12 protein-coding genes are annotated in these 25,192 nt (G+C 48.0%); 4 read left to right on the top strand and 8 right to left on the bottom strand.

Features of this window, described 5'->3' with window-relative positions; translation table 11 throughout:
• Nucleotides 1–34: 34 nt before the first annotated feature.
• Entirely contained in the window at nucleotides 35–1,324 is a 1,290-nt protein-coding gene (gene entS, locus BSQ33_RS15305; protein WP_021020202.1) for an enterobactin transporter EntS, read from the bottom strand.
• A gap of 123 nt (nucleotides 1,325–1,447) precedes the next feature.
• Between entS and BSQ33_RS15300 the strand changes: the two genes are divergently transcribed.
• The 3 genes from BSQ33_RS15300 to BSQ33_RS15290 all read left to right on the top strand — a co-directional run bounded on the left by BSQ33_RS15300 (nucleotide 1,448) and on the right by BSQ33_RS15290 (nucleotide 4,429).
• Nucleotides 1,448–2,521 carry an iron chelate uptake ABC transporter family permease subunit gene (locus tag BSQ33_RS15300; RefSeq protein ID WP_021020201.1) on the top strand — a complete coding sequence of 358 codons (1,074 nt, stop codon included), beginning with the start codon at nucleotides 1,448–1,450 and terminating at the stop codon, nucleotides 2,519–2,521.
• Nucleotides 2,521–3,558, top strand: a complete 1,038-nt coding sequence (fepG, locus tag BSQ33_RS15295; RefSeq protein WP_021020200.1) for an iron-enterobactin ABC transporter permease — start codon at nucleotides 2,521–2,523, stop codon at nucleotides 3,556–3,558. The genes BSQ33_RS15300 and fepG overlap by 1 nt, the downstream gene beginning before the upstream one ends.
• A gap of 133 nt (nucleotides 3,559–3,691) precedes the next feature.
• Entirely contained in the window at nucleotides 3,692–4,429 is a 738-nt protein-coding gene (locus BSQ33_RS15290; RefSeq protein WP_198298190.1) for an ABC transporter ATP-binding protein, read from the top strand.
• Between the two features lie 79 nt (nucleotides 4,430–4,508).
• On the opposite strand, the gene BSQ33_RS15285 is transcribed toward BSQ33_RS15290, so the two are convergent.
• From BSQ33_RS15285 to fes, 3 genes are all read right to left on the bottom strand, one after another.
• Nucleotides 4,509–13,061 carry an amino acid adenylation domain-containing protein gene (locus tag BSQ33_RS15285; protein WP_088134454.1) on the bottom strand — a complete coding sequence of 2,851 codons (8,553 nt, stop codon included), beginning with the start codon at nucleotides 13,059–13,061 and terminating at the stop codon, nucleotides 4,509–4,511.
• A gap of 64 nt (nucleotides 13,062–13,125) precedes the next feature.
• The gene (locus tag BSQ33_RS15280) at nucleotides 13,126–13,320 is read right to left on the bottom strand and encodes an MbtH family protein (RefSeq protein WP_021020197.1); all 195 of its coding nucleotides are present in this window, start codon (nucleotides 13,318–13,320) and stop codon (nucleotides 13,126–13,128) included.
• 29 nt (nucleotides 13,321–13,349) lie between these two features.
• Nucleotides 13,350–14,672 carry an enterochelin esterase gene (gene fes, locus BSQ33_RS15275; RefSeq protein ID WP_088134453.1) on the bottom strand — a complete coding sequence of 441 codons (1,323 nt, stop codon included), beginning with the start codon at nucleotides 14,670–14,672 and terminating at the stop codon, nucleotides 13,350–13,352.
• Nucleotides 14,673–14,870: 198 nt separating this feature from the next.
• On the opposite strand from fes, the gene BSQ33_RS15270 reads away from it, so the two are divergent.
• Nucleotides 14,871–16,964, top strand: coding sequence for a TonB-dependent receptor (locus tag BSQ33_RS15270; protein ID WP_088134452.1), 2,094 nt, complete (start codon nucleotides 14,871–14,873; stop codon nucleotides 16,962–16,964).
• Between the two features lie 131 nt (nucleotides 16,965–17,095).
• Here the strand turns inward: BSQ33_RS15270 and BSQ33_RS15265 are convergent, their stop codons facing one another.
• Genes BSQ33_RS15265 through zorA form a run of 4 tightly spaced genes read right to left on the bottom strand, consistent with a single transcriptional unit; the run spans nucleotide 17,096 to nucleotide 24,859 of the window.
• The gene (locus tag BSQ33_RS15265; protein WP_088134451.1) at nucleotides 17,096–20,560 is read right to left on the bottom strand and encodes an SNF2-related protein; all 3,465 of its coding nucleotides are present in this window, start codon (nucleotides 20,558–20,560) and stop codon (nucleotides 17,096–17,098) included.
• Nucleotides 20,551–22,014 carry an EH signature domain-containing protein gene (locus tag BSQ33_RS15260; RefSeq protein WP_088134450.1) on the bottom strand — a complete coding sequence of 488 codons (1,464 nt, stop codon included), beginning with the start codon at nucleotides 22,012–22,014 and terminating at the stop codon, nucleotides 20,551–20,553. Before BSQ33_RS15260 ends, BSQ33_RS15265 begins: the two co-directional genes overlap by 10 nt.
• On the bottom strand, nucleotides 22,011–22,745 hold the full coding sequence (locus tag BSQ33_RS15255) for an OmpA/MotB family protein (RefSeq protein WP_074373915.1): 735 nt from the start codon (nucleotides 22,743–22,745) through the stop codon (nucleotides 22,011–22,013). The genes BSQ33_RS15260 and BSQ33_RS15255 overlap by 4 nt, the downstream gene beginning before the upstream one ends.
• Entirely contained in the window at nucleotides 22,742–24,859 is a 2,118-nt protein-coding gene (gene zorA, locus BSQ33_RS15250) for an anti-phage ZorAB system protein ZorA (RefSeq protein WP_088134449.1), read from the bottom strand. Before zorA ends, BSQ33_RS15255 begins: the two co-directional genes overlap by 4 nt.
• Nucleotides 24,860–25,192: the final 333 nt, after the last annotated feature.

Genomic DNA, 25,192 nt, shown 5'->3' with positions numbered 1-25,192 from the left:
TATCGTGGTGATTTCTTCACTGAGCGCGGAATCGTTAGCCCGTCGTGGCTTGTGGTGAATCACCGCCCGCTTCTTCTTGTTGAGGTGCCAGGGCGGGATCAAATAAAGTTGCCTGACGTAAAGAACGAAACGCAATCACCATCAACATACCGATACCGGTTGCCCCGACGCCAAAGCTAAAGACCGACAGTGCCGGTGCCATGACTTTACCAAGTGCACCAAGCCCCAGCGCACCAACTGAATCTCCCGTCACATCCTGCGCTGTCCACAGGCTGCTGACACGTCCTAATAAGTGATCCGGCGTATGCCCCTGAACGATGGAATATTGCAGCAGAGAAGCAACAGAGCCTGCATAGCCATAGACCACCAGAATCGCTAAGAACAACCAGAAGTTACCTGCCAATCCCATGCAAACAATGGATAAGAAGGTACCCATCGTCGCATAAATCATCACCATCCCGGGCTTGCGTGACGTTTTCACCCACCCGGACGTTAACGCACCGATCATGGCACCAAGGGGAATCGCTGAATACATTAAACCGGCATTCGTTGCATCACCGGTAAACGTTTCTAACGCCAGTGCAGGGAACATCACCCGCACCGCTGTCGCCAAAGTCTCCAACGTTCCGAATACGACCACACAGCCAACCACTTTATTGGAAAACAGAAACTTAACCCCCTCATACAAAGAGAGTAAAGGATTCTCCGGTGTTTGATGCGTCGGTTTCATCGTCGGTAGTCGAAACAAAGGGATCAGGGTCCCCAATGTCCCAACCGCAGCGGCTAAATAGTTCCAACTGACATCACCAAATGAAATGATCAGACCGCCAATCGCCGGCGAAAGCACCATCCCGATGCGTACCGTCAACATACTCAGGGCCGCTGCCGCCGGTAGATTTTCTCGCCCGACAATCACAGGCAGCGATGCCATCAGCGCGGTCATGCCCATTGCGCCAAAAAAGCCATCCCACACGGAGAGGAGATAAAGTGCACTCAATGATGCGTTCGCCAGCAGGCTATTGAGCGCTAATGCCCCGAAACCGATACCACAGGTCGCGCGGGCAATCAAAATCAACTGACGCCGGTCATATTTATCGGCCAGCACCCCACCAAACAGCAGACCAATAAACATGCCGATGCCGTCTAAGGCCATAATCAAGCCAACCTGTAAGGTTGAACCGGTCATTTGATGAATCTGGATGGGAACGGCGACCGTCATCATACCTAAAGCGAGTACGGACATCATTCTGGCAATAAACACCATTCTAAAATGGGGGTTCTCTTTCAGCAGACTAAAATCTAATAGCAGTTTTCGCGTTGTCATGATCTTCTACGTCAAAATTTGAGGAATTTAAAGGCGTTACTCGTCGTGACGAGCGCTTAAAGCTTGAACATTCTAATCATTAATTTATAATAATGGAAATGATAATTGTTTTTATTAGCATCTATGACCAACTTATTTTCACCGCCCGAAACATCCTGTCACGATGTAAAAATCCCGAGACAACGTGCCATGCTTTCGACACGACTATCCAGCCCGTCAGGCAAACTCATCGCACTGCTACTCGCGCTACTGATGATCTGTACGGTGAGCATCTTTGTGGGTGCCAAAAGTATCTCACCCAGTATGGTGATGGATGTTTTACTCGCCAATACTGACTCGACTGAAAGTTTGATCATTGTTGAGAGCCGATTTCCGAGAACAGTGATCGGCTTACTCGTCGGTGCGGCTTTGGCTGTCGCAGGGTGCCTAATTCAATCCATCACGCGTAATCCCCTTGCCGACCCGGGAATTCTGGGAGTCAACGCCGGGGCAAGTTTCTTTGTGCTGGCCGGGGTGGTGTTACTCGGCAACCAAACGATGCCAGAACATCTCTGGCTGGCGTTTTTCGGGGCGTTGGTCACCAGTGTTTTTGTTTATTTTGTCGGAACGTACAAAGAAGCCCGTGTCAATCCGCTCAAAATTACATTAGCCGGGGTTGCTATCGGGGCGCTACTTGCAGGTGTGTCTTCGTCGATCACCCTGATGAATCCGATGGCATTTGATCAAATGCGTTTTTGGGATGCCGGTTCACTGGATATCCGCGATCTGTCCCTCGCGTCCATGGCGGTGTTACCGGTGTTATTCGGCATCATCGTCGCACTCGTGATTTCTCCGGCATTAGATAACCTTTCGCTCGGTGAAGACATTGCGCAAGGTTTAGGCACCAATGTGAAATTAGTACAACTGGCCGCTTTGTTCTCGATTGCCCTGCTGTGCGGCAGTTCAACTGCCATTGCCGGCCCCATTGGTTTCATTGGTTTAATGATTCCGCATATTGCCCGGCGCCTGTCGGGCCCGAACCAACTCTGGCTCACACTGTATGCGATTTTACTCGGCCCCCTGCTGATCATCAGTGCGGATATTGTCGGCCGGGTGATCGCCATCAATGAAATCCGGGTTTCCATTGTAACCGCTTTTGTCGGTGCGCCCGTGCTGATTTATCTGGCACGTCAAGTCACCTCTTTTGGTAAAATCTAATGCGACCATCGAATACGATTCTGCTCGGCAGCCAAACCGGCTGGCTCAATATTCTGCTCTCTAAACGGGCGCTGAAGTGGTCTTTGGCGCTGCTATGCTTCACATCTGTTGTCGCGGTGTTTGCGCTGTCCACCGGGCAATTAAAAACAACCTTTGCTGAACTGTCGCAAGTCCTGTTTGGTGAAGGAGAAAGATTCCTGACTACGGTCGTGCTGGAATGGCGCCTGCCCCGTCTCACCTCGGGATTAGTGTTTGGCGCAGCGCTGGGCGTCAGCGGGGCCTTGTTTCAGTCCCTCATCCGCAACCCGCTGGGGAGCCCTGATGTCATTGGCTTCAACACCGGTGCTTATACGGGTGCGCTCGTGGTGATTATTCTGTTCGGCGGCAGCTATTTGCAGATTGCTTTCGGTGCCATTGTCGGTGGCATTGTGTGTGCCGGGATGGTGTATCTGCTGGCGTTTAAGCAAGGCATACAAGGCTTTCGTCTGATCATTATTGGCATTGGTGTCAGCGCGATGCTGAGCGCATTTAATACTTGGATGATGATTTCCAGCAGCTTAGAAACATCGATGGCAGCAGCACTTTGGGGGGCCGGCTCGCTCAATGGTGTGAGCTGGGATCAAGTGGTGCCATCCATGTCCTTCATCTGCGTTGCGTTACTGGCGGCAATGATATTAGCGAGAAAGATGAACATCCTCGAAATGGGCGATGACAGTGCGAATATGCTGGGCATCAGCAGTGAAAAAACACGTCAACTGGCGATGCTATTCGGCGTCATTTTAACGGCAGCTGTCACAGCCACTGCGGGCCCGATTTCTTTCATTGCGCTGGTCGCCCCACAGTTGGCGAAAAAGCTGACCCGGGAAGGCGGCGTCGCCATCATTCCGTCGGCTTTAATGGGCGCCATGCTGCTGACTTTGTCAGACTTTGTCGCAGCCAACCTCTTCGCACCGAATCAATTACCGGTCGGCATTGTGACCATCAGTATTGGCGGTGTCTATCTGATCTATCTTTTAATTCAACAATCCGGAAGCTGATATTGTGACTAATGTACTGCCCACCACACGGACCGATAACCATAGCCATAATCACCATAGCCATAGTCACCATAGTTATAATAATTATCGCCTGATAGCCGAAAATATCACGCTCGCCTATCAAGAGACGCTGATCACTGAAGGGCTATCACTCAAAATACCGGATAAACAGTTCACCGTGATTCTGGGGCCGAATGGTTGTGGCAAATCAACCCTACTCCGCGGCCTGAGCAAACTGCTCTCGCCCAGCAAGGGACAGATTTGTTTTGATGGTCAAAACCTCGAGCAATATCCGCGCAAAGCGCTGGCGAAAGTGCTCGGCCTGCTCCCTCAATCGGCAATCGCCCCCAGTGGCATCACGGTGCATGATCTTGTCGCACGGGGCCGCTTTCCACATCAGTCTTTCATGCGACGCTGGACACTGGCGGACGAAAAAGCGGTCAATGACGCCATTCAGGCGACTCAGATTGAAGCATTGCTACAACAGACCGTTGAATCGCTGTCCGGCGGACAACGCCAACGCGTCTGGGTTGCAATGGTGTTAGCCCAGCAAACGCCTTATCTGCTCTTGGATGAGCCGACCACCTACTTGGATATTGCCCATCAAATTGAGTTACTTGAGCTGTTCAGCACACTGAACAGACAAGACGGTCGCACGATAGTCGCGGTATTACATGACCTCAACCACGCGTGTCGCTACGCTGATCATCTGATTGTGATGAAATCCGGCACAGTGGTCGCGCAAGGGGCACCCAAAGACATCATGACCGAAACGCTGGTCCACGACGTCTATGGGTTAAACAGCGTTGTGATTGATGACCCGTTAACCCATACGCCATTGGTCATCCCCAAGCCCTTGTCGAAACGCTAGCCAAAATCCGAGCAAAAACCGGCTCGTCTCCTCCCTTTATCAAGCGCAAAAAAGAACCGGCTCATGCCGGTTCTTTGCTTTATGACTGGAGTGTCTCTATCTGACACAACAACGTATTGAGGTGTTCACCGATATCACCGACATGCTCAGGCGCGAGAATATCCTCATGAGAGCAGTCGAATTGGTGCTTTTCTAACTGCGTCAGAAACGGCTGCCAGTGGTGGTCGATATCATAGCCTTGTGGCAATGTCCTTTGCGCCACGAACAGATCGACCCGACCATCATATGGCGAGGAGTGCGCCCCAGAAAGCAGCCGCACCGCATCTTCATAGTTGGCAGAGATATCTTGAAACATCGCGGCTCTTTGCTGATCAAGTTCATCATCCGTCACATCATTAGCGGCCAGAAACAGGTCTTTCTCCCGTTCAATTTCCTCCTGCGCTTCTTCATTCATTGGCCCGTCCCAGTCCTGCCCTTCAGGCGGATAAGTGTCCAGTAACCCGAGGAATGCCACAGTTTCACCCTGCTGCTGAAGCTGAGCGGCGAGACACTGTGCGACGGTGCCGCCAAATGAATAACCCAATAAATGATAAGGTCCGTGGGGCTGAATCTTTTTCAGCGCTCGCATATGGATATCACAGGCATCTTGCATGTCGCTCCCCGCAGCAATCGCACCCGATGGCCGTGGCGACTGAAGCCCGACAATCGGATAGTTACCTTGCAGATATTTCGGTAATCCGGTGTATTGCCAGGCAAACCCTGATGCGGAGTTGATACAGAATAACGCCGGCCCATTCCCCGCCCGGATCGGCAGGACTTCGCCAAAACCGGCCAGCGTCGGATCATTGCGAGCCTCATCATCGAGCAGTAACAGCGCCAGTTTTTCGACCGTCGGATGAACCATGATTTGCCCGACTGACACCGGAACATTCAACACGCGCCGGATGTCTGCTGCTAACTTCATCGCCATCAAAGAGTGCCCTCCCAACGCAAAGAAGTCGTCTTCAGCCGACAGGGTATCAATCCCGAGGACATCGGCAAAAATAGCCACCAGTTGAGCTTCCAGACCGGGGCGCGCTCTCCGCCCTTCTCCCGTGACAATGTCACTCGGCAGCGGCAACGCTTTACGATCCAACTTCCCATTCGCACTGAGCGGAAATGCTTCCAGCACCATGATCGCAATCGGTACCATATACGCCGGGAGATGTGCTGATAAGGCAGCCTTCAGCGCTTCACCATCCGGTTGCTGACCAGCATTCCCAATCACGTAGCCCACCAGTTGGCGCTCATCAGCGCCGGCAATGTTCCTTTCTGAACCGAATGCTTTCGCGCACACCAAGGCTTGCTTCACGCCCGGCAACGATTGCAGCGCCGCTTCGATTTCTCCCAGTTCAATGCGCTGCCCCCGAATTTTGAGCTGGTCATCACTTCTGCCCAGATATTCGATTTTGCCCGACGGTAACCAACGCACAACATCTCCGGTCCGATACATTCGCTCACCATGAGCAAACGGGTTGGCCATGAACCGATCTGCGGTCAGCGCGCTGCGGTTTAAGTAGCCAATCGCCAGTTGATCACCGGCGAGATATAACTCACCGGGCACACCGACCGGTGTTTGTCGCAGAAAACTATCCAACACATACAGCTGGGTATTCCATACCGGTAAACCAATCGGCACACTGTGACCAAGGCTTTCGTGGATGGGGTCGCCGAATGCCGGACAATATGTCACGTCCACTGCGGCTTCTGTGGGGCCGTACAGATTATGTAAAGGCGCATCAATCCACTTCGCGTAGACATGGGCGAGATCTTTGGACAGTGCCTCACCCGAGCAAAAGACGCGCTGTAAGCTCGGGGCAACTTTGCTTACTTGGGTTGTATTGTTTTCATGGATTGTATTGCTTTCATGGATCGTATTGCTCTCATGGATCGTATTGCCCTGCGTGGTACCCATTTTTTGTGCATTGGCTTCGACCGAGGCGATAAAGGCCGCCAGCATCGACGGCACAAAGTGCATGGTGGTGACTTGGTAGTCTTCAATGACCGCCATCAACCACTCCGGATCTTTATGTGACTCAGGGGGTGCCATCACTAACGTCGCGCCCTGAATGAGCGGCCAGAAGAACTCCCACACCGACACATCAAAACTACATGGTGTTTTCTGCAATACCACATCATGATGACTGAGCTGATACTCAGACTGCATCCATTGCAAACGATTCACGATCGCCCGGTGAGACACCAGTACACCTTTCGGATTTCCCGTCGAGCCTGAGGTATAGATGATATATGCCGCCTGCGCCGGATCCAGCACCGGTTGGTCCGGGACATCACTCAATGGTGTTGGGTCGGGTAACGCATCTAAAATCAGCAGTTGCCCAAGATCACGAAAACGGGCTTGATACTCAGATGTGGTCACGATCAGTTTCGGCTGCGCATCATGGACCATATAAGCCAATCGATCATCGGGGTAGCTGACATCCAGCGGCAGGTAGGCCGCGCCACATTCAATAATACTGTTAAAAGCAAGACTGAGCCTGACACTTCTTGGCAAAGCGACCGCAACCACATCGCCCACACCAACATGCTGCCGGACAAGCAAATTCGCGATGGCGATCACGTGCTCACGCATCGCTTGGTAACTCAAACGGTTGTCACTGTCGATCAGCGCAATCTGTTCCGGTGTCCGCGCCGCCTGCTCAGCCATCAGTGAGCGCAACGTGTGATGCCCCACTTCGGCCTGCGTCTGATTGACACGTTTCTGGAGGGTGATTTCTGCCGCCAAACGTAAATCGAGTTGCGTCAGGGGGATTTCAGGGGTATCAATCACGGCTTGCAGTAGTTTTTCAAAGCGCTGCATCACTTGTTGCGCAATACCGACTGTATCCCGGTATTCAAACAGCACGTGAATTTGCTCCCCGGGAAGAACCAGTATGGTTAATGGATAATGGGTATAACCACGATTGTGAATATGGGTCAGGGTTGCACCCTGATAATCTTGGTCGTACCACGTTGCATGGTCCGGGTAATTTTCCACCACCAACAGGGTATCGAACAAGGTGTCGCCACCCGCTAACTGCTGAATTTCACCTAAGCCCAGTTCATCATGTTCCAGCAGTTGAATCTGTGTTGCCTGATGCGCTTGCAATTGCGCCAACAAGCTCTGCTGCGCATCAAGTTTCATCCGTACCGGGATGGTATTACTGAACAAACCGATATGTTCATCAATGCCTTTCACATGTCCGAAACGCCCCGAGATTGGCGTGCCAAACACCACATCTTCGCGACCGGTCATACTGCCGAGGATAGATGACCAAATCCCCTGCATCAGCGAGTTCATCGTCAGGCCATAAGCACTCAGCCGTTGAGTCAGTTGCCGGGTTGTTTCCGCATCAATGATCAGTGCATGTTCTTTGACCTGATCGTCAACCGGCACATCTTCAAATGCGATGGTCGGCGTAACGTCTTGCAACACTTGCTGCCACTGCATTTCTGCCTGTGTTTTATCACGCTGTTTCAACTGACTGACCACCTCGGCATAGCTGGCTGCTACGGGCGGCAGACTTGGATGGCCTTGTGCATATGCGGTGAGAAAATCCCCCAGCAAGATCGGTGTTGACCACCCATCGACAACCAAGTGATGCGCAGAAACAAACAATGTGCTTTGCCCGTCACCATGGTGGATGAGCGTGGCACCGAGCAAGGATTCGTCCGGATGATTGAGATCGAACTGACGAACGAGCGTTTGCTTTTCGGTGTGAGCAAGGTATGCCTGTTGCTGTTGCGCGCTCTCGCTGCGGATATCAATACATGTCAGCGGCCAGGATGCATCGGTTTGAGGAATCAACTGAACCGTCTGGCCTAAAATCGAACTGTCGAATTTAGCCCCGAGTTGCGGATGACGCGTGATCACCGCGTTTAACGCTTGCTGCACTTGGTGCGGATTGACCTCGCCTTGGAAAGTCAGTCTGGTGGTTGAGTTGTAATTGCTATTCTCATCGCCTACCTGTGATTGGAACAGTAACCCTTCTTGTAACGGCAAAGCTGGCAGAATATCGCGTAGCGGGCCAAAGCGATCCGCGAACACGGCTGCGTCGTCAAGCGAGACCCCGGTTTGCGTATATTCAGCAGCAACCCGCAGCACAACCTGTCGCTCAGGTTGTGCCTTCATCCAACACAGCATGGCTTCAAGTTGCTGCGTGATCCAGTCACATACGGTATCAATCTCATCATGGCTGAATTGCGCGTTATCCCAAGCCCAGTTGAGCGCAAATTGAGCCCCGTCATCACTCTCATCGACAAAAATATTCAGCTCTAACGGATGTAACAGCGCATAATCGCTCTCCAGTGACACGGCAAAGGTGTCAGCAAACTGACCTGCGCGACTGACGGGTGTCCACATGGCCTGAGTCTGCTCAAAACGCCCCAGATAGTTGAACAACAACGAGGCGGGATGCTGTTGAGATAATGCGGTGAGCGTCTCGCGATAAGGGTTGTCCAGATAGCGCAGAGACATGTAACCCAAACCCCGGTCTTTGACACGTCGCTTCGCTTGTTTCACTTGTCTGAGTAAAGCTGGGATTTCGCCCGCTGCGGGCAAATCGATAACGAGCGGAAATTCGGTCGTGAACCACCCCAGTGTTTGGCTGAGGTTCAGTGATGCATCAAACTCTTCGCGGCCATGAGACTCCAAATACAGCTTGATCGCGTCTTTTTGATAACACTGCCCCAGCGCTGAAGTCACCGCAGCCATGAGCAACTCATCGACATCAATCGCCTGTGAATCTTGGCAGTGGCTGAGCATACTTTGCGTCAGTACCGTCGGCAGCAATACGCGACGGTGAACGACGTTCCCCTTTTCCGTCGGTGGTTTGCATGGTTCAATAAGACGGGATTCTTGCGCAATCCAATCCGGTGCTTGTTGACTCAGCTGCGGCAAATGTTGATAGAGGGCTTGCGACCATGTGTTCAGCCCTGTCACTTCCGGCGTCATCCCGGCTTTGACACCGTTCACTTGCGCCCGGACAAGCGTGTTGAGCTGCGGTAATAGAATTCGCCACGACACCCCATCAATGATCAGGTGATGTGCGAGGATCATTAGCCCGCAACGCCCGGTACGGTCACGCATTTGCACCAGCCGGAGCATCTGACTGTCTGGTGAGAGCATTTGACTCGCGTGGGCAAATACGCCGTCTAAATCTGCATGATCAAGATCGGTAATCTCAAGCGTCTCGACCCAAGTGTCCACCTTGAGCTGCGCCATCGACTGAATCACATAACGCGTCTCTTGTTTGATCAGTCGGCACGCGGCATGATTGGCAACCAGTTGTTTTAATCCGGCCTGAAGATGAGCCAGAGTGACATCGGATTCAATCTCGACAAACACGCCTTGAACATAGCGGGTCTGCGCGGCAAAGTGTTCTTCAAACCAACGCCACATCGGCAAAGCTGAAATATCCCCGTCCTGATTCTGCGTCACTTGACGGCGCAGCGGTTGCATCAACTCAGCCATGCCTCCTAACTGGCGGGCTGAGAATATCTCCCGGGGGCGCAGTTCATAACCGGCTTTTCTCAGTAATGTTCCCAAGCCCATGGCAGAGATACTATCGCCTCCCAAAGCAAAGAAATCATCTGTGATGCCGACCTTATCAACACCGAGCAACTCAGCCACCGCATCACACAGCACTTGTTGTTGATGATTGACCGGCGCGACCCATGTATGACCAGACACAATGGTCGGTTCAGGCAGTGCTTGCCGATCAATTTTGCCATTCACGTTGAGGGGGAATTGCGCCACGATCACCAGCGCAGCAGGCACCATATATTCAGGCACGGTGGCAGCAATTTGAGTCAACAAGCTGTGCTCATCCAACTGAGACCGGGCATGATTCACCAAGGTGCAGTAAGCTATCAGTCGGTGTGACGCGCCATGACGCTGGGCAATGACCACGGTGGTCTCGACACCGTCAATCGCATTAATCGCACTTTCAACATCCCCCAGTTCAATCCGGAAACCACGCACTTTGACTTGGTCGTCGCTCCGACCGATAAATGCCAGCTGACCATTGTCGCGCCATTTCACCAGATCTCCGGTTCGATACATAATTTGCCCATGGCCGAACGGGTTCGCGACAAATCGTTCTGCCGTCATCCCGGGCTGATTGAGATATCCTTTTGCCAGTCCGGCACCAGCCAGATATAACTCACCGACCACACCGACGGCAACGGTATTCAACTGTGTGTCTAACACATAAGCTTTGGTATTTAAAATGGGCTGACCGATCACCGGAGTGTCATCGACGTTCAATGATGCACTAACCGCATCCACCGTAAATTCTGTCGGCCCATAGCAGTTTTCAACCAGCAAGTCCGGGTAGGCTTTGACACTTGACCAGAGTGATTCCGGCACCGCTTCACTACCGGTCAACACCAGTGTCGGCACGTGACTGGCTGCCATTAATCCGTTATCGAGCATTTGGCTCAACAGTGAAGGCGGCAGATCCAATGCATTGATCTGGTCTTGTGCGACTTTTTCTGTCAGTTCGCAGGCATCTTTACGCTGCTCATCGTCATACAGATAAAGGGTATGCCCGCAAAGCATCCAGATCACTTGCTCCCAAGACGCATCAAATGAGAACGATGTGGTATGCGCTGCCCGAACTTGTACATCACTTTCATCACACTGCTGTTGCTCTGCAAGACGATGGATCGCATTGGCAAAAACAGACTGTCGGTGTGAATGCAATAAGTTCAGCAGCGCGCCATGGGTATTCATCACACCTTTGGGTTGTCCGGTCGAGCCTGAGGTAAAAACGATATAGGCCACATCCGAAGGGACAATCTCAAGCTCAGGATGCTCTGATTCGGTGACATTCAGGCTGGCAAGCACCGTCAGAGAGATGCAATGTGTCAGGCTTTGCCACGGCAGTGATGCCGTCTGTTCGACAATCACTCCCTTCGGCTGAGCCTGCGCTAAGATGGTTTCGATGCGTTCCTGCGGATATGCCAAATCAATCGGAAGATAGACCGCGCCAGCCCGAAGAACCGCCAGCATTGTAATCATCGTTTCAGCGCTGCGTGGTAAAGCAACCCCGATAATATCGCCTTTGCCGGCCCCGAAGGCATTGATCTGCTGCGCCCGTGTTGCGATGGCCTGATCAAGCTGGGCAAATGTCCAGTGCTGCTGACCAAAGTGCAATGCCACAGCATCAGGCTTTCGTTCGACCTGATGCGCAAACTCTGCTAATACGTGGCGCGCTTGCGGGCGGTCCGTCGCCACGCTTCCTGTGGACCAGCGAGCAATATTGGTCTGTTCACAGGTAGGGACAATATCCAAAGCACGTAATGGTCGATCCGGGTTACGGGCAATCTGTCCGACCATATGCGCAAAACGCTGGGCATGTAAAGCCAGTGACTGTTGGCCATATGTCACGGCATTGGCCGTTAACGTCAGGCTCAATTGGTTATGCCTGAGTTGCGGAGAGAACTCAATGTCGTCAATCGGGCCAGCGGAAAGAATGTGTGTCTGCCCTTTTGTCCCGGCCAGATTGATTTCTTCTTCAAACGGTTTGTAATTGAGCATTGGCCCGTACAGCGCCTGCCCGACTCTGCCGGAATCTCGCTGGATGTGTTCCGCATCGTACATTTGATGGCGGCGGGTTTGACGAATGGCCTTGTTCATCGCCCTCGCCACATCAGTGATGGTCATCGTTGGCTCAACGGCGAGTGTTAAAGGCAACACATTGACCACGGCACCGGTTGAACTCGCTGCCGAACTCCCCATACGACGCATAAACGGGAAACCGACACATACGTTTGGCGCACCTGACACTAAATGTAAGTAGGCAAAGACTAACGCCATGGCAAATTCAGAAGGCAGCACCTGATGCCCCCCCCGGTGCAGCCAATCCCCTCCCGCCAGTTCAATCGTGAATTTTTCGACGCCGGAGGCCGAGCTTCGTCGCCCGCCGGTCGCGAGTGAAATGATATCGGGCAGTTGGCTGATTTGGTGTTGCCAGAAACTGCGTGCGTGTTGACATGCCTCAGACCGATAAAATTGCTGATGTTCGGCAATCACCGCTTTGAACGGTGTAAACGGCGCTGGCTTTGCCGTCCCCAGCATAAGCCGGTTGTATTCACTGACGATATACTGCGTGATCGCGTTAAAACTGAATCCGTCAACATCAATATGATGATAGCGCTGATACCAGAGCCATTTCGGCTTCCCCGACTCGCTGACATCAATCAGACAGTGACGATATCTGGGGCGGCTTCCCTGTAGCTCAATTGGCGTATCGAGATCAGCTTTCATCCACGCCTGCGCAGATGCCGCCACACATGCCGACTGAGAAAAGTCCATCACTTCCAATACATCTTGCGCGAGTTGCGGCGCAAAGCCTCTTTGTTTAATGTCTCCGTCAACGTCTAGATATTCAAAATGCAGCGAGTCTGCGGCTGCCACACCACGGTTCACGGCCTGAGTGAATCGTTCTAAATCGATCTCTCCGTCAATCTCGATGTAATGGGCTACGTTAAATGATTCCGGTCTTGGCATCACTTGCTGCCCAAACCAAATCCCCTGCTGCGTACCAATCAGATCATACTGTTCTTCTGGCACTTGATGGTCTTTCATTCGTCCATTCCTTAAAAATAATAACTTGTTTTTTCTCGTTATTTTTATGCTTTCACGGTGCGATTTACACTCGGATGTCTTGCCAGTTTGCTTCAATGTGTTCGATACAATCCTGTTTACCGGACGGGCCAAAAGTCTGTTTCCAGCCCGAAGGCGTCTGTTTAAACTCAGGCCACAAGCTGTATTGACCGTGATGGTTGATCAGGACGATGAACTGATTTTCAGGATCATCAAAAGGATTCACGTATTGTTCTGCCATAGCTGACTCCGTTGGGTGCTGATAAAAATTTATAATGAAAAAATATAAGACAGGCCATCGATGATGCCGCCACGCCAACAGAGGCGCTCGTGGCCACCATCAAAGACCCGGTATTGAATGTTGTGTTGTTGAGCCGCGAGTTGGTGGTACATGTCCTGACTCAAGTCAACCATGATGTCTTCGCCGCTGCCGACTTCCATGAAGATGTTTAAACAGGCATGACGACCTAAGCCGTCATGTACCTGCCGACTCATATCACTCAACAAGTGAGGTGAGTCGGGCGGGACATAGTCCCCGGGCGGTTTCACAATCGAGAAATCCGGCCACCAGAAAGAACCGGACTGACAAACCACCGACCCAAACCGCTCAGGCCAGTTGAGCGCTGCAAACATCGCAGCTAACCCGCCCAGACTCTGGCCGACCACGACGGTTCGCTGCGGATCGGCACTGAGCGTGAAATAGCCGGACACCAAAGGAAACAGCTCTTGAATGATCGCCAGCCAAAACGTCGCGTTACAGCTCAGATCCACACTCCGCTGACAGCCATCAATTTCATCAATCAGCACATAGACCGCTTCTGGCAAGACGCCGTCTTCAGTGGCACATGACAGTGCGTCGTAGATTGGTAACGACTCTGACCAAAACCGACCGTCAAGAATAAAGACCACCGGTAAGACTTGCTCCGCAGAAGCGGTGGAATAGAGCCAGACCCGGCGGCTAGCGTTTAATATTTCACTGTGCCAATCGATGGCGAAAGTCGACTTCACGATGCTTTGTCCGCAGCGCTGATCGAACGGTTGCCACTGAGGTTGTGGTAGTGCATCCGGCATATGCAGCGGCGTTTTGTCACGCCCCCAGCCACAATAATTCAGCCCGTTTACATTGAGTTGGTCATGGCAACTCAGCGGAAAAATACGCCGGAGCCATTGGCGGTGCTGCTCCCTTTTCTCGTCGTCGTGCCCCACATAATTTGGCTGTACATCGGCTGAGGTTACGGGAATAAACGCATATCCACCGCGCCAGGTGCGCGGAATTGATGCGACATAAAACCACACATCGGTTTCTGCTATTCGGGTGAGCTTCGCCATGGCGAAGCTGTGATGATCGGTGATCCCATTGATATCAATGTACACGTCTTGAATATCTGCGGCGTCTGCATCGGATGGCGATTCACGCCAGAGGAAGATGACATCAGCATGTTCATCCGTCATATTCGCGACTATCGGTGTGCCTTGCGAAGTCATGATCCGCCACCATGTTTGATCGCCGATATTGCAGTTGTCTCTGGTGAGACAATGGCAAACACGAGTCATCACTGGTGTATTTTGTTCTTGGGGGGGTTCAAAAGCCATAACTGTTCCGATTCATCAACCACGCACTCATTCATAAAACACATTTATAGAAAAAGTGATCCAGTGGTATAAATTTGCCTTAATCATTGTTGTAAATAATAATAATTATCATTACCATAAACATCCGCAACAACTTTTACCTAAATTTTGTTGCGACATCAAATAATTTTCAAATTTTTTTAAAGGAATTTTTAGAAAATGAAGCCCATGGATTTAAACAGTGGTAATGGTCATGTTCTTCGTCATCAGAGGAGCATTCTTTCAACAGTGATTGGTCTGCTCTGCTTAGGCGTCAGCGCGGGTGCGAATGCAGAAAAACCACAGCAACAGAACAAAGTTCAAAACCCGGAGACGATTGTTGTCCTTGGTGAAAAGCTGGGAGGAACGCTGGCCGAGAATACCAGTTCGGTGACTGTTTTTACCGCAGAAGCCGATAACGGAGAAGACCAGACTTATTACGATTTACTGGATCGCGTCCCGAATGTTCTGAACGCGCCATCAGGCATGCCGCATATTCGTGGGGTCGATGGTCGCGGTGGGGCCGGAGACGGATTCCTTTCATACATGACCGGCGCAACGCCCCGCGTCAATACCACGGTTGATGGTGTCTCTGAATCATGGACAGGCGAAGCATTCGGTAAAGCAGGTTTGTGGGACACCGAACAGGTCGAAGTTTACAAGGGCCCGCAATCGACCAACCAAGGACGTAACAGTATCGGTGGTGCGGTGGTGATCAAAACCAAGGATCCAACGTTTCACACCGAGAGCAAAGTTCGCGCCGGTTACGAAAATGAAGATGATAAATACCATTTAGCCGGTGTTGTTTCCGCACCAATCGTCGCCGATAAACTCGCCTTCCGTCTTGCCGCAGAAGGCACCAGAGGCCACACGCCGATTGAATATTCATTTTCTGATAACGATAAGTACCATTACCCTTGGGACCCTTCTGAAATTAAATCTCACAATATCCGGGGTAAACTACTGTTCAAACCATGGGGAACCGACAAACTGACGGCGAAACTAACGATCGCCAGCCGTAATGAGGAAGGTCAGTACACCAATTTGGTCACCAAAGAAGGTTCGTTTGAAAACATCGACACTCGAGGTTCAGGTACCCGTCGCCAAACAACGAAAAGCTGGAACGTGAATCTGGACGTTGCTTACCTGATTAATGAAGAGCTGAAAGCCGATGTACTGCTTGCCAGACGTGACTACTCAACCAAGTTTGTTGCTTACCCTGATACGAATTGGTGGGGAGATATCGATGAGAAGAATTACACCGTAGAAGCCAAGCTGTCTTATAACTCTTTAGACGAAAAATACAGTGCGATTGTCGGGTTTAGCAGTTACTTCAAAGATCAGGACACACAGACTGACTCCCTGACGCGTTTTGATAAAACGCAAACCCATTCGATTTACTTTGATTCCAAAATCAAACTGACACAGAAATGGGGGCTGCTACTTGGCGCTCGTTATGAGCGGGATGAGCTTGATCGCGATTTTGATCATGAAAAATTCCGAATTGATTTTAAAGCCGATGATGATAACAACATTTTCCTGCCTAAAATTGGCGTCACTTATGACGTTTCCGGCAACTCAACACTAGGGCTGACCGCGCGTAAAGGCTACAACGCCGGGGGGATTGGTTATAACGAGTACAAGAAAGAACTCTTTGTGTTTGACCAAGAAGAAGTCTGGACTTACGAGTTGAGCTCACGCTCCACCTTCCTCGATAAAAAACTGGGGGTAACCGCGAACCTCTTCTACAACGACTATGATAACTATCATACGGTTGTTTATGGCGATAGCGGTAGCCGATTAGACAACTACGTTGCCAATATCCCGAAAGGCAAAACCTATGGGACAGAAGTCGAAACAACTTATTGGTTCGACTCTGGCTTAGATGTTTTTGCTTCTGTTGGTTTACTGAAAACAGAAGTCACTCAAGGGCCCAGCGGCACAACAGAAAACCTCAACGGCAAAGAGTTCAGCTATGCACCGGATCTGTCTGCGAGTCTCGGCTTCACGCAACACCTTGAGTCAGGCATCTTCTTCGGCGCCCGGGCGAACTACGTTTCAGAGTATTATACTGACTTAGCCAATACGAAGAGCACTTCTGCCGGAGACTACACCGTTGTCAACCTGAACGCCGGTTATGCCGCGGATAACTTCACGATTCGCGCTTACGTTAAAAACGTCACCGACGAAAATTATGTTTTACGGCATAAGAACGATCTGTTTGAAATCGGTGCCCCACGGACATTTGGTATCATTGCTGACTATCAATTCTAACCGTCTATGGCAATTCGTTTATAACAACAAACCTAGCGAGATACGCTAGGTTTGTAGCTTACGCGGTCAATTAAACTCAACCCACTTGGTTAAACTATAGTACCCAACAACATTCCGCTCCCAATCATGCGTTACAAAGATAATCGCTGTTTATCTAAACGGGTTAATACATCTTTATAAGTCACTTCTGTTTTCGATAATAATTCCAATAACTTCGTCCGGTTGATCACTTCAACGTGACAAGCTTTAGCAACATCCATGGCTTTCTTTCCGAGCGTCGATGAATTGGTCATGAACACCAAGCGATCAAACGTGGTTTTCAGTGCATTTTCATAAATCGGCTTTGCAGAGGTGATTTCCTGAACAGCTTTATACCCTTCGTAGCGTCGCAGGGTAAATTTGGACTGAATCAGGATACTTGTACCCTGTTTCCCGACAATAATACCATCAGCACCGTGATCGCTACCCTGCTTGGTTAAATAGCAGCTCTCAGACGACATCTGTTTCGCAAAAATTTCAACACAGAGCGCCTCAAACTGTTGCCAGCTCAGGTGGTCAACATTGTCTGCCGTAATTCGTGTTGATATAGAATCACCAAACACACCATTCCCCATTCCTGCTGGTTGGGGGATCACATCCTCTGGTGTAATGACCGCATCTTTCAACTGTACTTTCTTCGTCAATAGACGGTGTAGATTCACATCAAACGATTCGTATTCGGGGTGATACAACAACGGTACATAAATATGAACATCTTCTTTCTGCCCAATGCGATAGACCCGATCCGTCGCCTGAGCTTCCTTAGCCGGGTTCCAGTGACGTTCAAGATGAATCACATGATTGGCACCGACCACAGTCAAACCAACCCCAGCGGCCACTGGTGACATTACGATAATATTAAAGCCGTCTTTGGCCTCAAAAGCTTCAATCATGGTTTTTCGGGTCGGACTCAGTTTATTTTTTGTCACAGCTTTAGCGTCACCATTAATCACAGAAAGCGGCCCTAAGCCAAATAACTGTCCTAACGAGACACTAAGGAAACTCTGCAGACGTTTGTTGACGGTGAAAATAATCACTTTTTGCTGCTTCGCTTTAATTTGTTCCAAAGTGGTAAGCAGCGACGTCAGTTTGCCAGACTCCTGATATATCGCTAGGGTCTCTTTGAATGATTTACCGACATCTAACCGCCCGCCATCGGCTAATCTCGGATGCAAAGAACTGTCACGCAAACGCGCTAATGTTGTCAGGGCATGGCTGTCTTCATTTTGTAGCTGGTTGAGAATACTGCCCTCATACACATCACATTGATAGCCCTGCATGACGGAATGCAATGAATCGAGATAATTCCAGCCATCGAAATGCCCTCCTGCATGTAGATGCTTCTCAGGTAATCCTTCTAAATTATCTTCTTTGACACGGCGCAACATCAAGGCACCAACTTTTTCTCTGAGGGCGCGACCCAGCTGATGTCGGATCGCTTCCACTTCATCCCCCGCAGCCTTTAAAAGGGGTGAAATATAGGTAGCACGGAATTCTTGATAACTGCCCAAATATCCCGGGCAGGCGGTATCCATTAAACACCAGAAATCGGCAAGACTGTTTTCCACCGGCGTCCCGGTCGCCACCAATTTAAAATCAGCTTTTAAACCTTTGCCCGCACGAGCTTGCAATGAATTCGGATTTTTAATGTTTTGCGCTTCATCAAATACCACCATTCCCCAGTCAATCAGACACAGCGAAAATTGGTAATCCCGCAACGTCTGATAGGTGGTAATCACCAAACGCTTAGGCAAATCGAGACGCTCATTGAGAAAGGCCTTACCGACTTTTAAGGAATATCTGAGCTCAAGCTCGTCGTCATTGTCAGATGACCCTCTTATTTCTGTGCCACCTAAACGAAACGTGGATAAATCAGCATCCGATTGGAGAATGACCACATCGTTGAATGGCGATGTATGAAAGGTTTTATCCACTTCATCTTGCCAGTTTTCCAACAGGCTTAATGGTGCCACGATAAGAACCGGTTTTTGGGTGGCATCCATCGATTCACAACGCTGGTAACTATGCTCGATAGCAGACAGCGCCATAAATGTTTTCCCCAACCCCATATCATCTGCCAATATGGCACCGCTAATGGTATTTTCTGATCGAGCTTTGTCTTCGAGCCCTAAGATCCAACGCACCCCAATCTCCTGATGAAGGAAAGGCGTGCGTTTATGGTTGCTCCAGTCTAGCTTGCGCTTATCCAGCACATGATCTAAATTTTTAGCTACAACGGTTGATTCTTGGCTTAAATCGTCATCATTAAGATCAATGTCAACAACATAGATACCATCCTGCTCTGAAACTTGACCTTCGTTCTCAGTAACGTCCTCATCATCAATTTCATTAGCTATAGTTTCATGTCTAATATCTAGGTTATGTTTGATTTCATTGAGAACAGTATGAGCAACATCCTTATCGGGTATCTCATACGTATTACCCATAAAATCGATAACCGTAGCTCCAGTTTGAATCGCATCATCAATTTTCTGACTGAGTTGTTCCAACGTTTCAGCATCAGATACAGTATCTTTTATTTTTGAAAACGGATAAATAACTTCGGCATTAGCTGCTTGAGCAAACCAATCAATACCGGATTGATCCGTTTCACCAAAATAGGCATGTTTAAATTCAGTTGCGCCATGTACGCGTAAAGAAAACCCCAAATCTAGATCCACCAGACTGGCATCAATAAATGCGGTCGGTGTTTTTAAAAACTGTTGTACCTGATGTTTGGGAATCACCCGATTTGAGATGATCTGTTTAACGGCATCCAGTTTTTCTTCGTTGAATAAGACGATTTCTTCCCCAACCCGTAGCGCGGTTGTTGAATCATGACTTAGTTGCCCGAGCACCCGTTGCATCTTGTCGTGAGATGCCTTTTGCCCGAAATTCGGAGTAAGGATTAAATTCCCAGCGGCATCCGCTTCCGCTTCCACTGCAATTTGATCTGGAGTGATAATACTCAATTTATCAAAGTGTTGTAGATTAATCCGACACCCCTGTTCCTGCGCTTGCTGCAATGCATGAATCAATAACAGGTTGTCGTATTCTGATTTCGCGGAAGAGTGATGAGAGGCCAACGCCTGAAATGCTATCAATTGTTGAGGGCTGAGCAGATATTTGGATTGCTCACTAAACTGAATATAAGGGCCAGAAATCTGATAACTTTTGGTCATCTGCCCACGGAAATTGGAGACCAAAAACGAAACTGAAAAGTCCGGATGACTCGAACGGCCAGTCACATCCACCTCAATGGCTCCCGACCATACCTCGGCGAGTTTTAACAACTCACGTTCTTCAGCACTCAACCTGACCGCCGTATCACTAGGCATCATAAAGCCATCCGGAAAAGCCGTTACCAGCCCCTGCTCTTCCAGCATTTTCAAACAGACATATTGCGCGGTAATGTATTCACCAGCATTACCAGTGGTAATGGCATTCAGTACTTTTTTATCAGCGGAAAAATCGAGTCCATCATCGCAAATCACATCAAAACATTCTGATTTATCTGTAGATGAGAAAAAACGGCTGATTAATGATCCTATTGCCATTCTCTTGTCCCAAATTGTTGTTTGAATTGTTTGTAATCTTTATCGCTCAATACATCTTTCGGCGTCACCTTAACTCCCAGTTCCCGTAATGTCGTTAATGCTTTACGCTGCCAAGAAAAATTGGTTGGTGAATGGGTTATTTTTGCTTCCGCCCCCATATCCCCGGATATTCGAATCATCTGATGGTTAATACCAGACGTCAACTGACTGTACGTCGGCTGAGAAATGTCATAGTTGAACACACAGACTTCCGGATCGAGATGTTTGTACACCCAGAGATAACAGCTATGGCTACCTTCAATAAGATGAGCTCCGGTTAACTGAACATAAATGATCGACTTATCACCGTTGGAAACTAAAGAGTAATTGGGTAAGTGGTTTTTATCGTAATTTCTTTTTAGAAAATAATCTGCTTGGCGACTCATATACAGTCTAGTATGAGTAATTAATCCGGCATCAAATAGCCCCTCAAGAAATTGTTTTCTCGCCGGATACATTCGGCGCAATTCACTGTCGTAGGATGTTTTAGCAAAATCATCTAAGGCTTCAAGGAACAGACGTAAATCGAGTTTTGACAACCATCCTCGGACGGTTTGAATCAATGTGGGATGAATATGACTCCACCATTTGATATATCGTTCATGGGACTTAGGTATCCGAGGATCGCCAGCGATCGCCATAATCACATTAAGCCAAGAATCATCGATAGCCGTTCCTTGTGCTCTGGAGATCAATATTTCGAGAATCTTATGCCCTAACAAACTTTTGCTGTCATACCTAGCTTGATAAACATTAGGCTTTTGAACTTCATGTAGGAGTTCATGATCTTGATTCAATGTGATTGTTTTCAAGCGCTCAACATAATATATACTTTGTGCCAATGTGATAAATCTTCCGCTTGAGTAACGATCTAATTTTAATTCACGAACCAATTGGTCAAAATCAATATTTTGTTGTATTGCTTGATGAGCTAACCATTGGGGACCATTTTCAGATAATATTTCGTTCCCGTGTTTTAATTCTATCCCTCGCCCCTTCATTGACTTATGCAACCACACCCCCGTTGCGACGATATCCCCAAGTTCATCAAATTTCTTTAAAAAATGCTGAAAAAGTGACTCGATAAGTAAACTGGTCGGTTTTATAACTATTTGTGTAATCGCATCTAATAATCTTTGAGTAATCTTAATTTTGTTATCGGTATCCGATTCAAGAGAAAGGGCAAATGCTCGAACATGTGTTTTTGAACAGAGAGTTTCCTCCAACGGGCGTTCAAATCGAATCGCATCTTGAACTTCATCCAACGCTCGATTAAAACGCTGATTATTCGTTCCCGCTTTGTTAGCCCAAACACTGAGCTCATTACTCAGTTTTTTTAAATTTGAAATTTCCTTTTCAAAAAATGTCTCTGGCTCGGGCAAAGTAAAATTTAATCGCTTTAGGTTCATCATCATTGCGCAACTATCCTCTCTAAATCAGCAATAGTTGGACGTTTTACTGTAAAACGGATATCAATACGCCTATTCTGGCTTTTTTCAGAATCATTAATTTCTGTGGTATTTACCCTACGTGTTGCAGCGTAGCCACTAACCGAGAACAATTTTTGTCCATAAACATTATCTAAAACACCAAACTTTGGTTCGATTTCAATATCTTTCTGCCAAATGTTCCAAACGGAGATCGCTCTATCTACAGATAACCCCCAGTTACCTTTACCTCGATAATAGATATTGTCACTATCTGTATGACCTTCAACAAAGACCGTATCGAGATATTTCAATCGACCTTCCTTCATTATTGCTTGATGAAGTACCAATCCAATTTCTCGTACAGCATCCTGCATTTCACTATTTTTGGGTAATTCATCTTCACCAGATAAAAATGATAATGTCTTGTCTGGGATACGTATAACTGTGTCGTTTTCAGCTATCTCAACAAATACATTGCGGCGGGCAAGCTCTTCTTTAATATCAAACACAATATTACGACGTACTTGCTCAGCCTTTTTCAGTTCTTCAATTCCCGCATCGACTTGATTCGTCTTTTGGGTTAATTCAATAATCAACGCAACGGATGCAAGAATAAAAATAACCAATAATCCAGACATCAAATCGGAGAAAGATACCCAATAAGGGTTTTCTTCATCGATGTGCCGCTTGTTGTGACTAGCTAATCCTTTTTTCATTGTGCGTAGCTCACCTTACCTTGAATTTCATCAACTACAGAGGAAAGAGCATTCACTGCTAAATTCATATTTGTTGCATAGTCATTTACTGACTGAGACCATACGGTAAGATGATCCGATGTTTGCGAATTAGCTCGTTCAGCGTAGTCCTCTAATAATGAAGTCATCCGAGAACTTAGCTCATTAACATGACTTTGAATATTTTCACTTAACTTTGTCAGACTACTTTGCTGTTGTTGCAAAAATTCACTTTGAGATTCTTTAAGTGCCGTAAATGTGCTGTCCGCATTAATGATTGTTCGATCTAATGTTTGAGCAATGGAATCAAACTTAGCTGCATCTTCCAGTAATTTAACTCTTAATTGTTCGATTCTGTCACTGGAAAGCTGATTTTGTTGTGCCAGATCTTTTGTGCTCTCAACAGCCTGCCGAACAGCACCTGAAAGATTATTACCAGCTTCTTTAATATGAGATCCAAACACCTGCATATTATCAGAAGCACTTCTTAGCTCTTTAGCCGATTGTTGCATGCTTTCCGTAGCTCGTGCTGAAGCTGAAACTGATGAATCGAGGCTAGCTTGTAATTGTTTTCCTTGAGAAAGGATATTTTCAGCGGCTTTCATATTCGCTTCACTGACATCTGAAACACGCGACAACAATGTTTCTGTTCCCTGCTTCATCGCATCTGTTTGTTGAACAAAAACTTCATTCCGGTCACGTTCCATCTGTTGCGACTTTAGATCCCTCTCATTAAAACTGCTCGTCAGAGAACCTATTTGTTCGTTAACAAAATTGCTGAGAACCTGACTTTGACTAGAAACATTATCAACAAGATCTTTAATCGTTGTTTCTATAGATGTGGCAAGTTTTTCTTCACGTTGTGCAGCAGCCTTTTCTCTATCATCAAACTTCTGACCAAGTGTTGTAACCTGTCTATCCACCAGCTCTGCAAGAGTACGTTTTTGTTCTGTTCCCTGTTCAACTAACTCAGATACTTGAACTGAAATTGAGCTAATGAGATCTTTCTCTCGTTCAGAAGATGCATCTTGCTGAGTCTGTAATCGATTCAAAAATGCCTCCATTGATGTACTCATCTTATCTAAAGATGCATTTACACCATTCGACGCACTATCCATAGCAAGACGCTGTTGCTCACCTTGTTGACCAAAACCATCCATAAAAGCTTGCAGCGTAGCTTCGAGCGCTTTTTGGTTACCGTCTGAGGTTTCATCGACAAGTTTATTAATGGCTGGTGCCATGATTTTTTCCAAACTGGATTCCAAACCGCTCTGAATACCTTGCGTCGCCTGTATAAGAGAATCTTGAAGTCGGTCACCAATTTGTTCTGCTAAGCCCTTAAGACTTATATGTGATTCATGGCTGTCATGAGCTATACGTTCAAGTTGAGACTCTGTACTCAACCTGGGGAATAGGTTATCGATAATTTGCTGTAAGTCATTTAAACGCCGACGAATTTTGTGTTCAAATAATTTTTCTACAAAATTAAAAATAACGCTTAACGTTACACCCCATACAGACGTCACAAACGCAATTTTCGCACCGCTAATAACGCCTGCGACTCCGTTTTTCATCTCATCGACACCAACATTACTACCAATATTGAGGTCAGCCAGTCCTAACTGTAATCCCATAAAAGTACCAATTACCCCGACGGCAGTAAGAAATCCAGGAACAGCTGTTAGCATTCGACTTTCTGTACTTCCCGCAGCAAGTGTACTGGAATTAAAGAAATAGGCAGCATCATAAGTGTTATAAAGCCTTGTTATTCCATCTCGCCCTATAGCCTCGATTAACGTTTCATCGAATTCATTCCATAAGTGCCAAATCTGAGCATATTTAGTAGGAGATAGTTCATCAATCAAGTCTTGACGAATGTCCACTATATTTTTATTTTCGGTCTTTTTAAGTAGATTTTTTAATACGTTAATGCGATTTTTAGCCCGAAAATAAGCTCGTATTGAAATCCCCCCAAAAATCACTGCCAAGAGAATCAATAAAACAACAAAAACAGAACTTAGCCCTTCAGATGTCGTCGGAGGAAACGTTAAACTGGAGAACGGGAAAAAGCTGGAAAAATTTAAACTTTCATTCATAGCACATACCGAAATTTATCATTCTCTTTAAATGACAGATCTATTCTTTTTATAATTATCTGCCAGCCTTCACACTCATGTATCTATTGTGATTTACCGCAGTAGAACACGAGTGTGATTACCATGCTTGTTCTTACAATAACGTATCAGTTCAGATAATTCATGAAGTGAGAAAGCAAGCATGTGCGTAACATACAGCTTACGAAATACCTCTCTAATACATTGAGAAAATTATAATGAATAAGTCCAGAATTGACACCATTAGTTATAACATCGAGCATTAATTAAGCCGTTCGTTTGACAGTCTCTTTTAATCAGCGGGTTCGAGCACGT

The organism is Vibrio gazogenes, assembly GCF_002196515.1.
Taxonomy (GTDB): Bacteria; Pseudomonadota; Gammaproteobacteria; order Enterobacterales; family Vibrionaceae; genus Vibrio; species Vibrio gazogenes_A.
Note: the sequence above shows the minus strand (reverse complement) of the source record. Positions and strands in the feature narration are given on the sequence as shown.

What these genes read in the sequence shown, in the direction of transcription:
- entS (WP_021020202.1), bottom strand. Translation starts at nt 1,324, where the DNA reads ATGACAACGCGAAAACTGCTATTAGATTTTAGTCTGCTGAAAGAGAAC.
- BSQ33_RS15300 (WP_021020201.1), top strand. Translation starts at nt 1,448, where the DNA reads ATGACCAACTTATTTTCACCGCCCGAAACATCCTGTCACGATGTAAAA.
- fepG (WP_021020200.1), top strand. Translation starts at nt 2,521, where the DNA reads ATGCGACCATCGAATACGATTCTGCTCGGCAGCCAAACCGGCTGGCTC.
- BSQ33_RS15285 (WP_088134454.1), bottom strand. Translation starts at nt 13,061, where the DNA reads ATGAAAGACCATCAAGTGCCAGAAGAACAGTATGATCTGATTGGTACG.
- BSQ33_RS15280 (WP_021020197.1), bottom strand. Translation starts at nt 13,320, where the DNA reads ATGGCAGAACAATACGTGAATCCTTTTGATGATCCTGAAAATCAGTTC.
- fes (WP_088134453.1), bottom strand. Translation starts at nt 14,672, where the DNA reads ATGGCTTTTGAACCCCCCCAAGAACAAAATACACCAGTGATGACTCGT.
- BSQ33_RS15270 (WP_088134452.1), top strand. Translation starts at nt 14,871, where the DNA reads ATGAAGCCCATGGATTTAAACAGTGGTAATGGTCATGTTCTTCGTCAT.
- BSQ33_RS15265 (WP_088134451.1), bottom strand. Translation starts at nt 20,560, where the DNA reads ATGGCAATAGGATCATTAATCAGCCGTTTTTTCTCATCTACAGATAAA.
- BSQ33_RS15260 (WP_088134450.1), bottom strand. Translation starts at nt 22,014, where the DNA reads ATGATGATGAACCTAAAGCGATTAAATTTTACTTTGCCCGAGCCAGAG.
- BSQ33_RS15255 (WP_074373915.1), bottom strand. Translation starts at nt 22,745, where the DNA reads ATGAAAAAAGGATTAGCTAGTCACAACAAGCGGCACATCGATGAAGAA.
- zorA (WP_088134449.1), bottom strand. Translation starts at nt 24,859, where the DNA reads ATGAATGAAAGTTTAAATTTTTCCAGCTTTTTCCCGTTCTCCAGTTTA.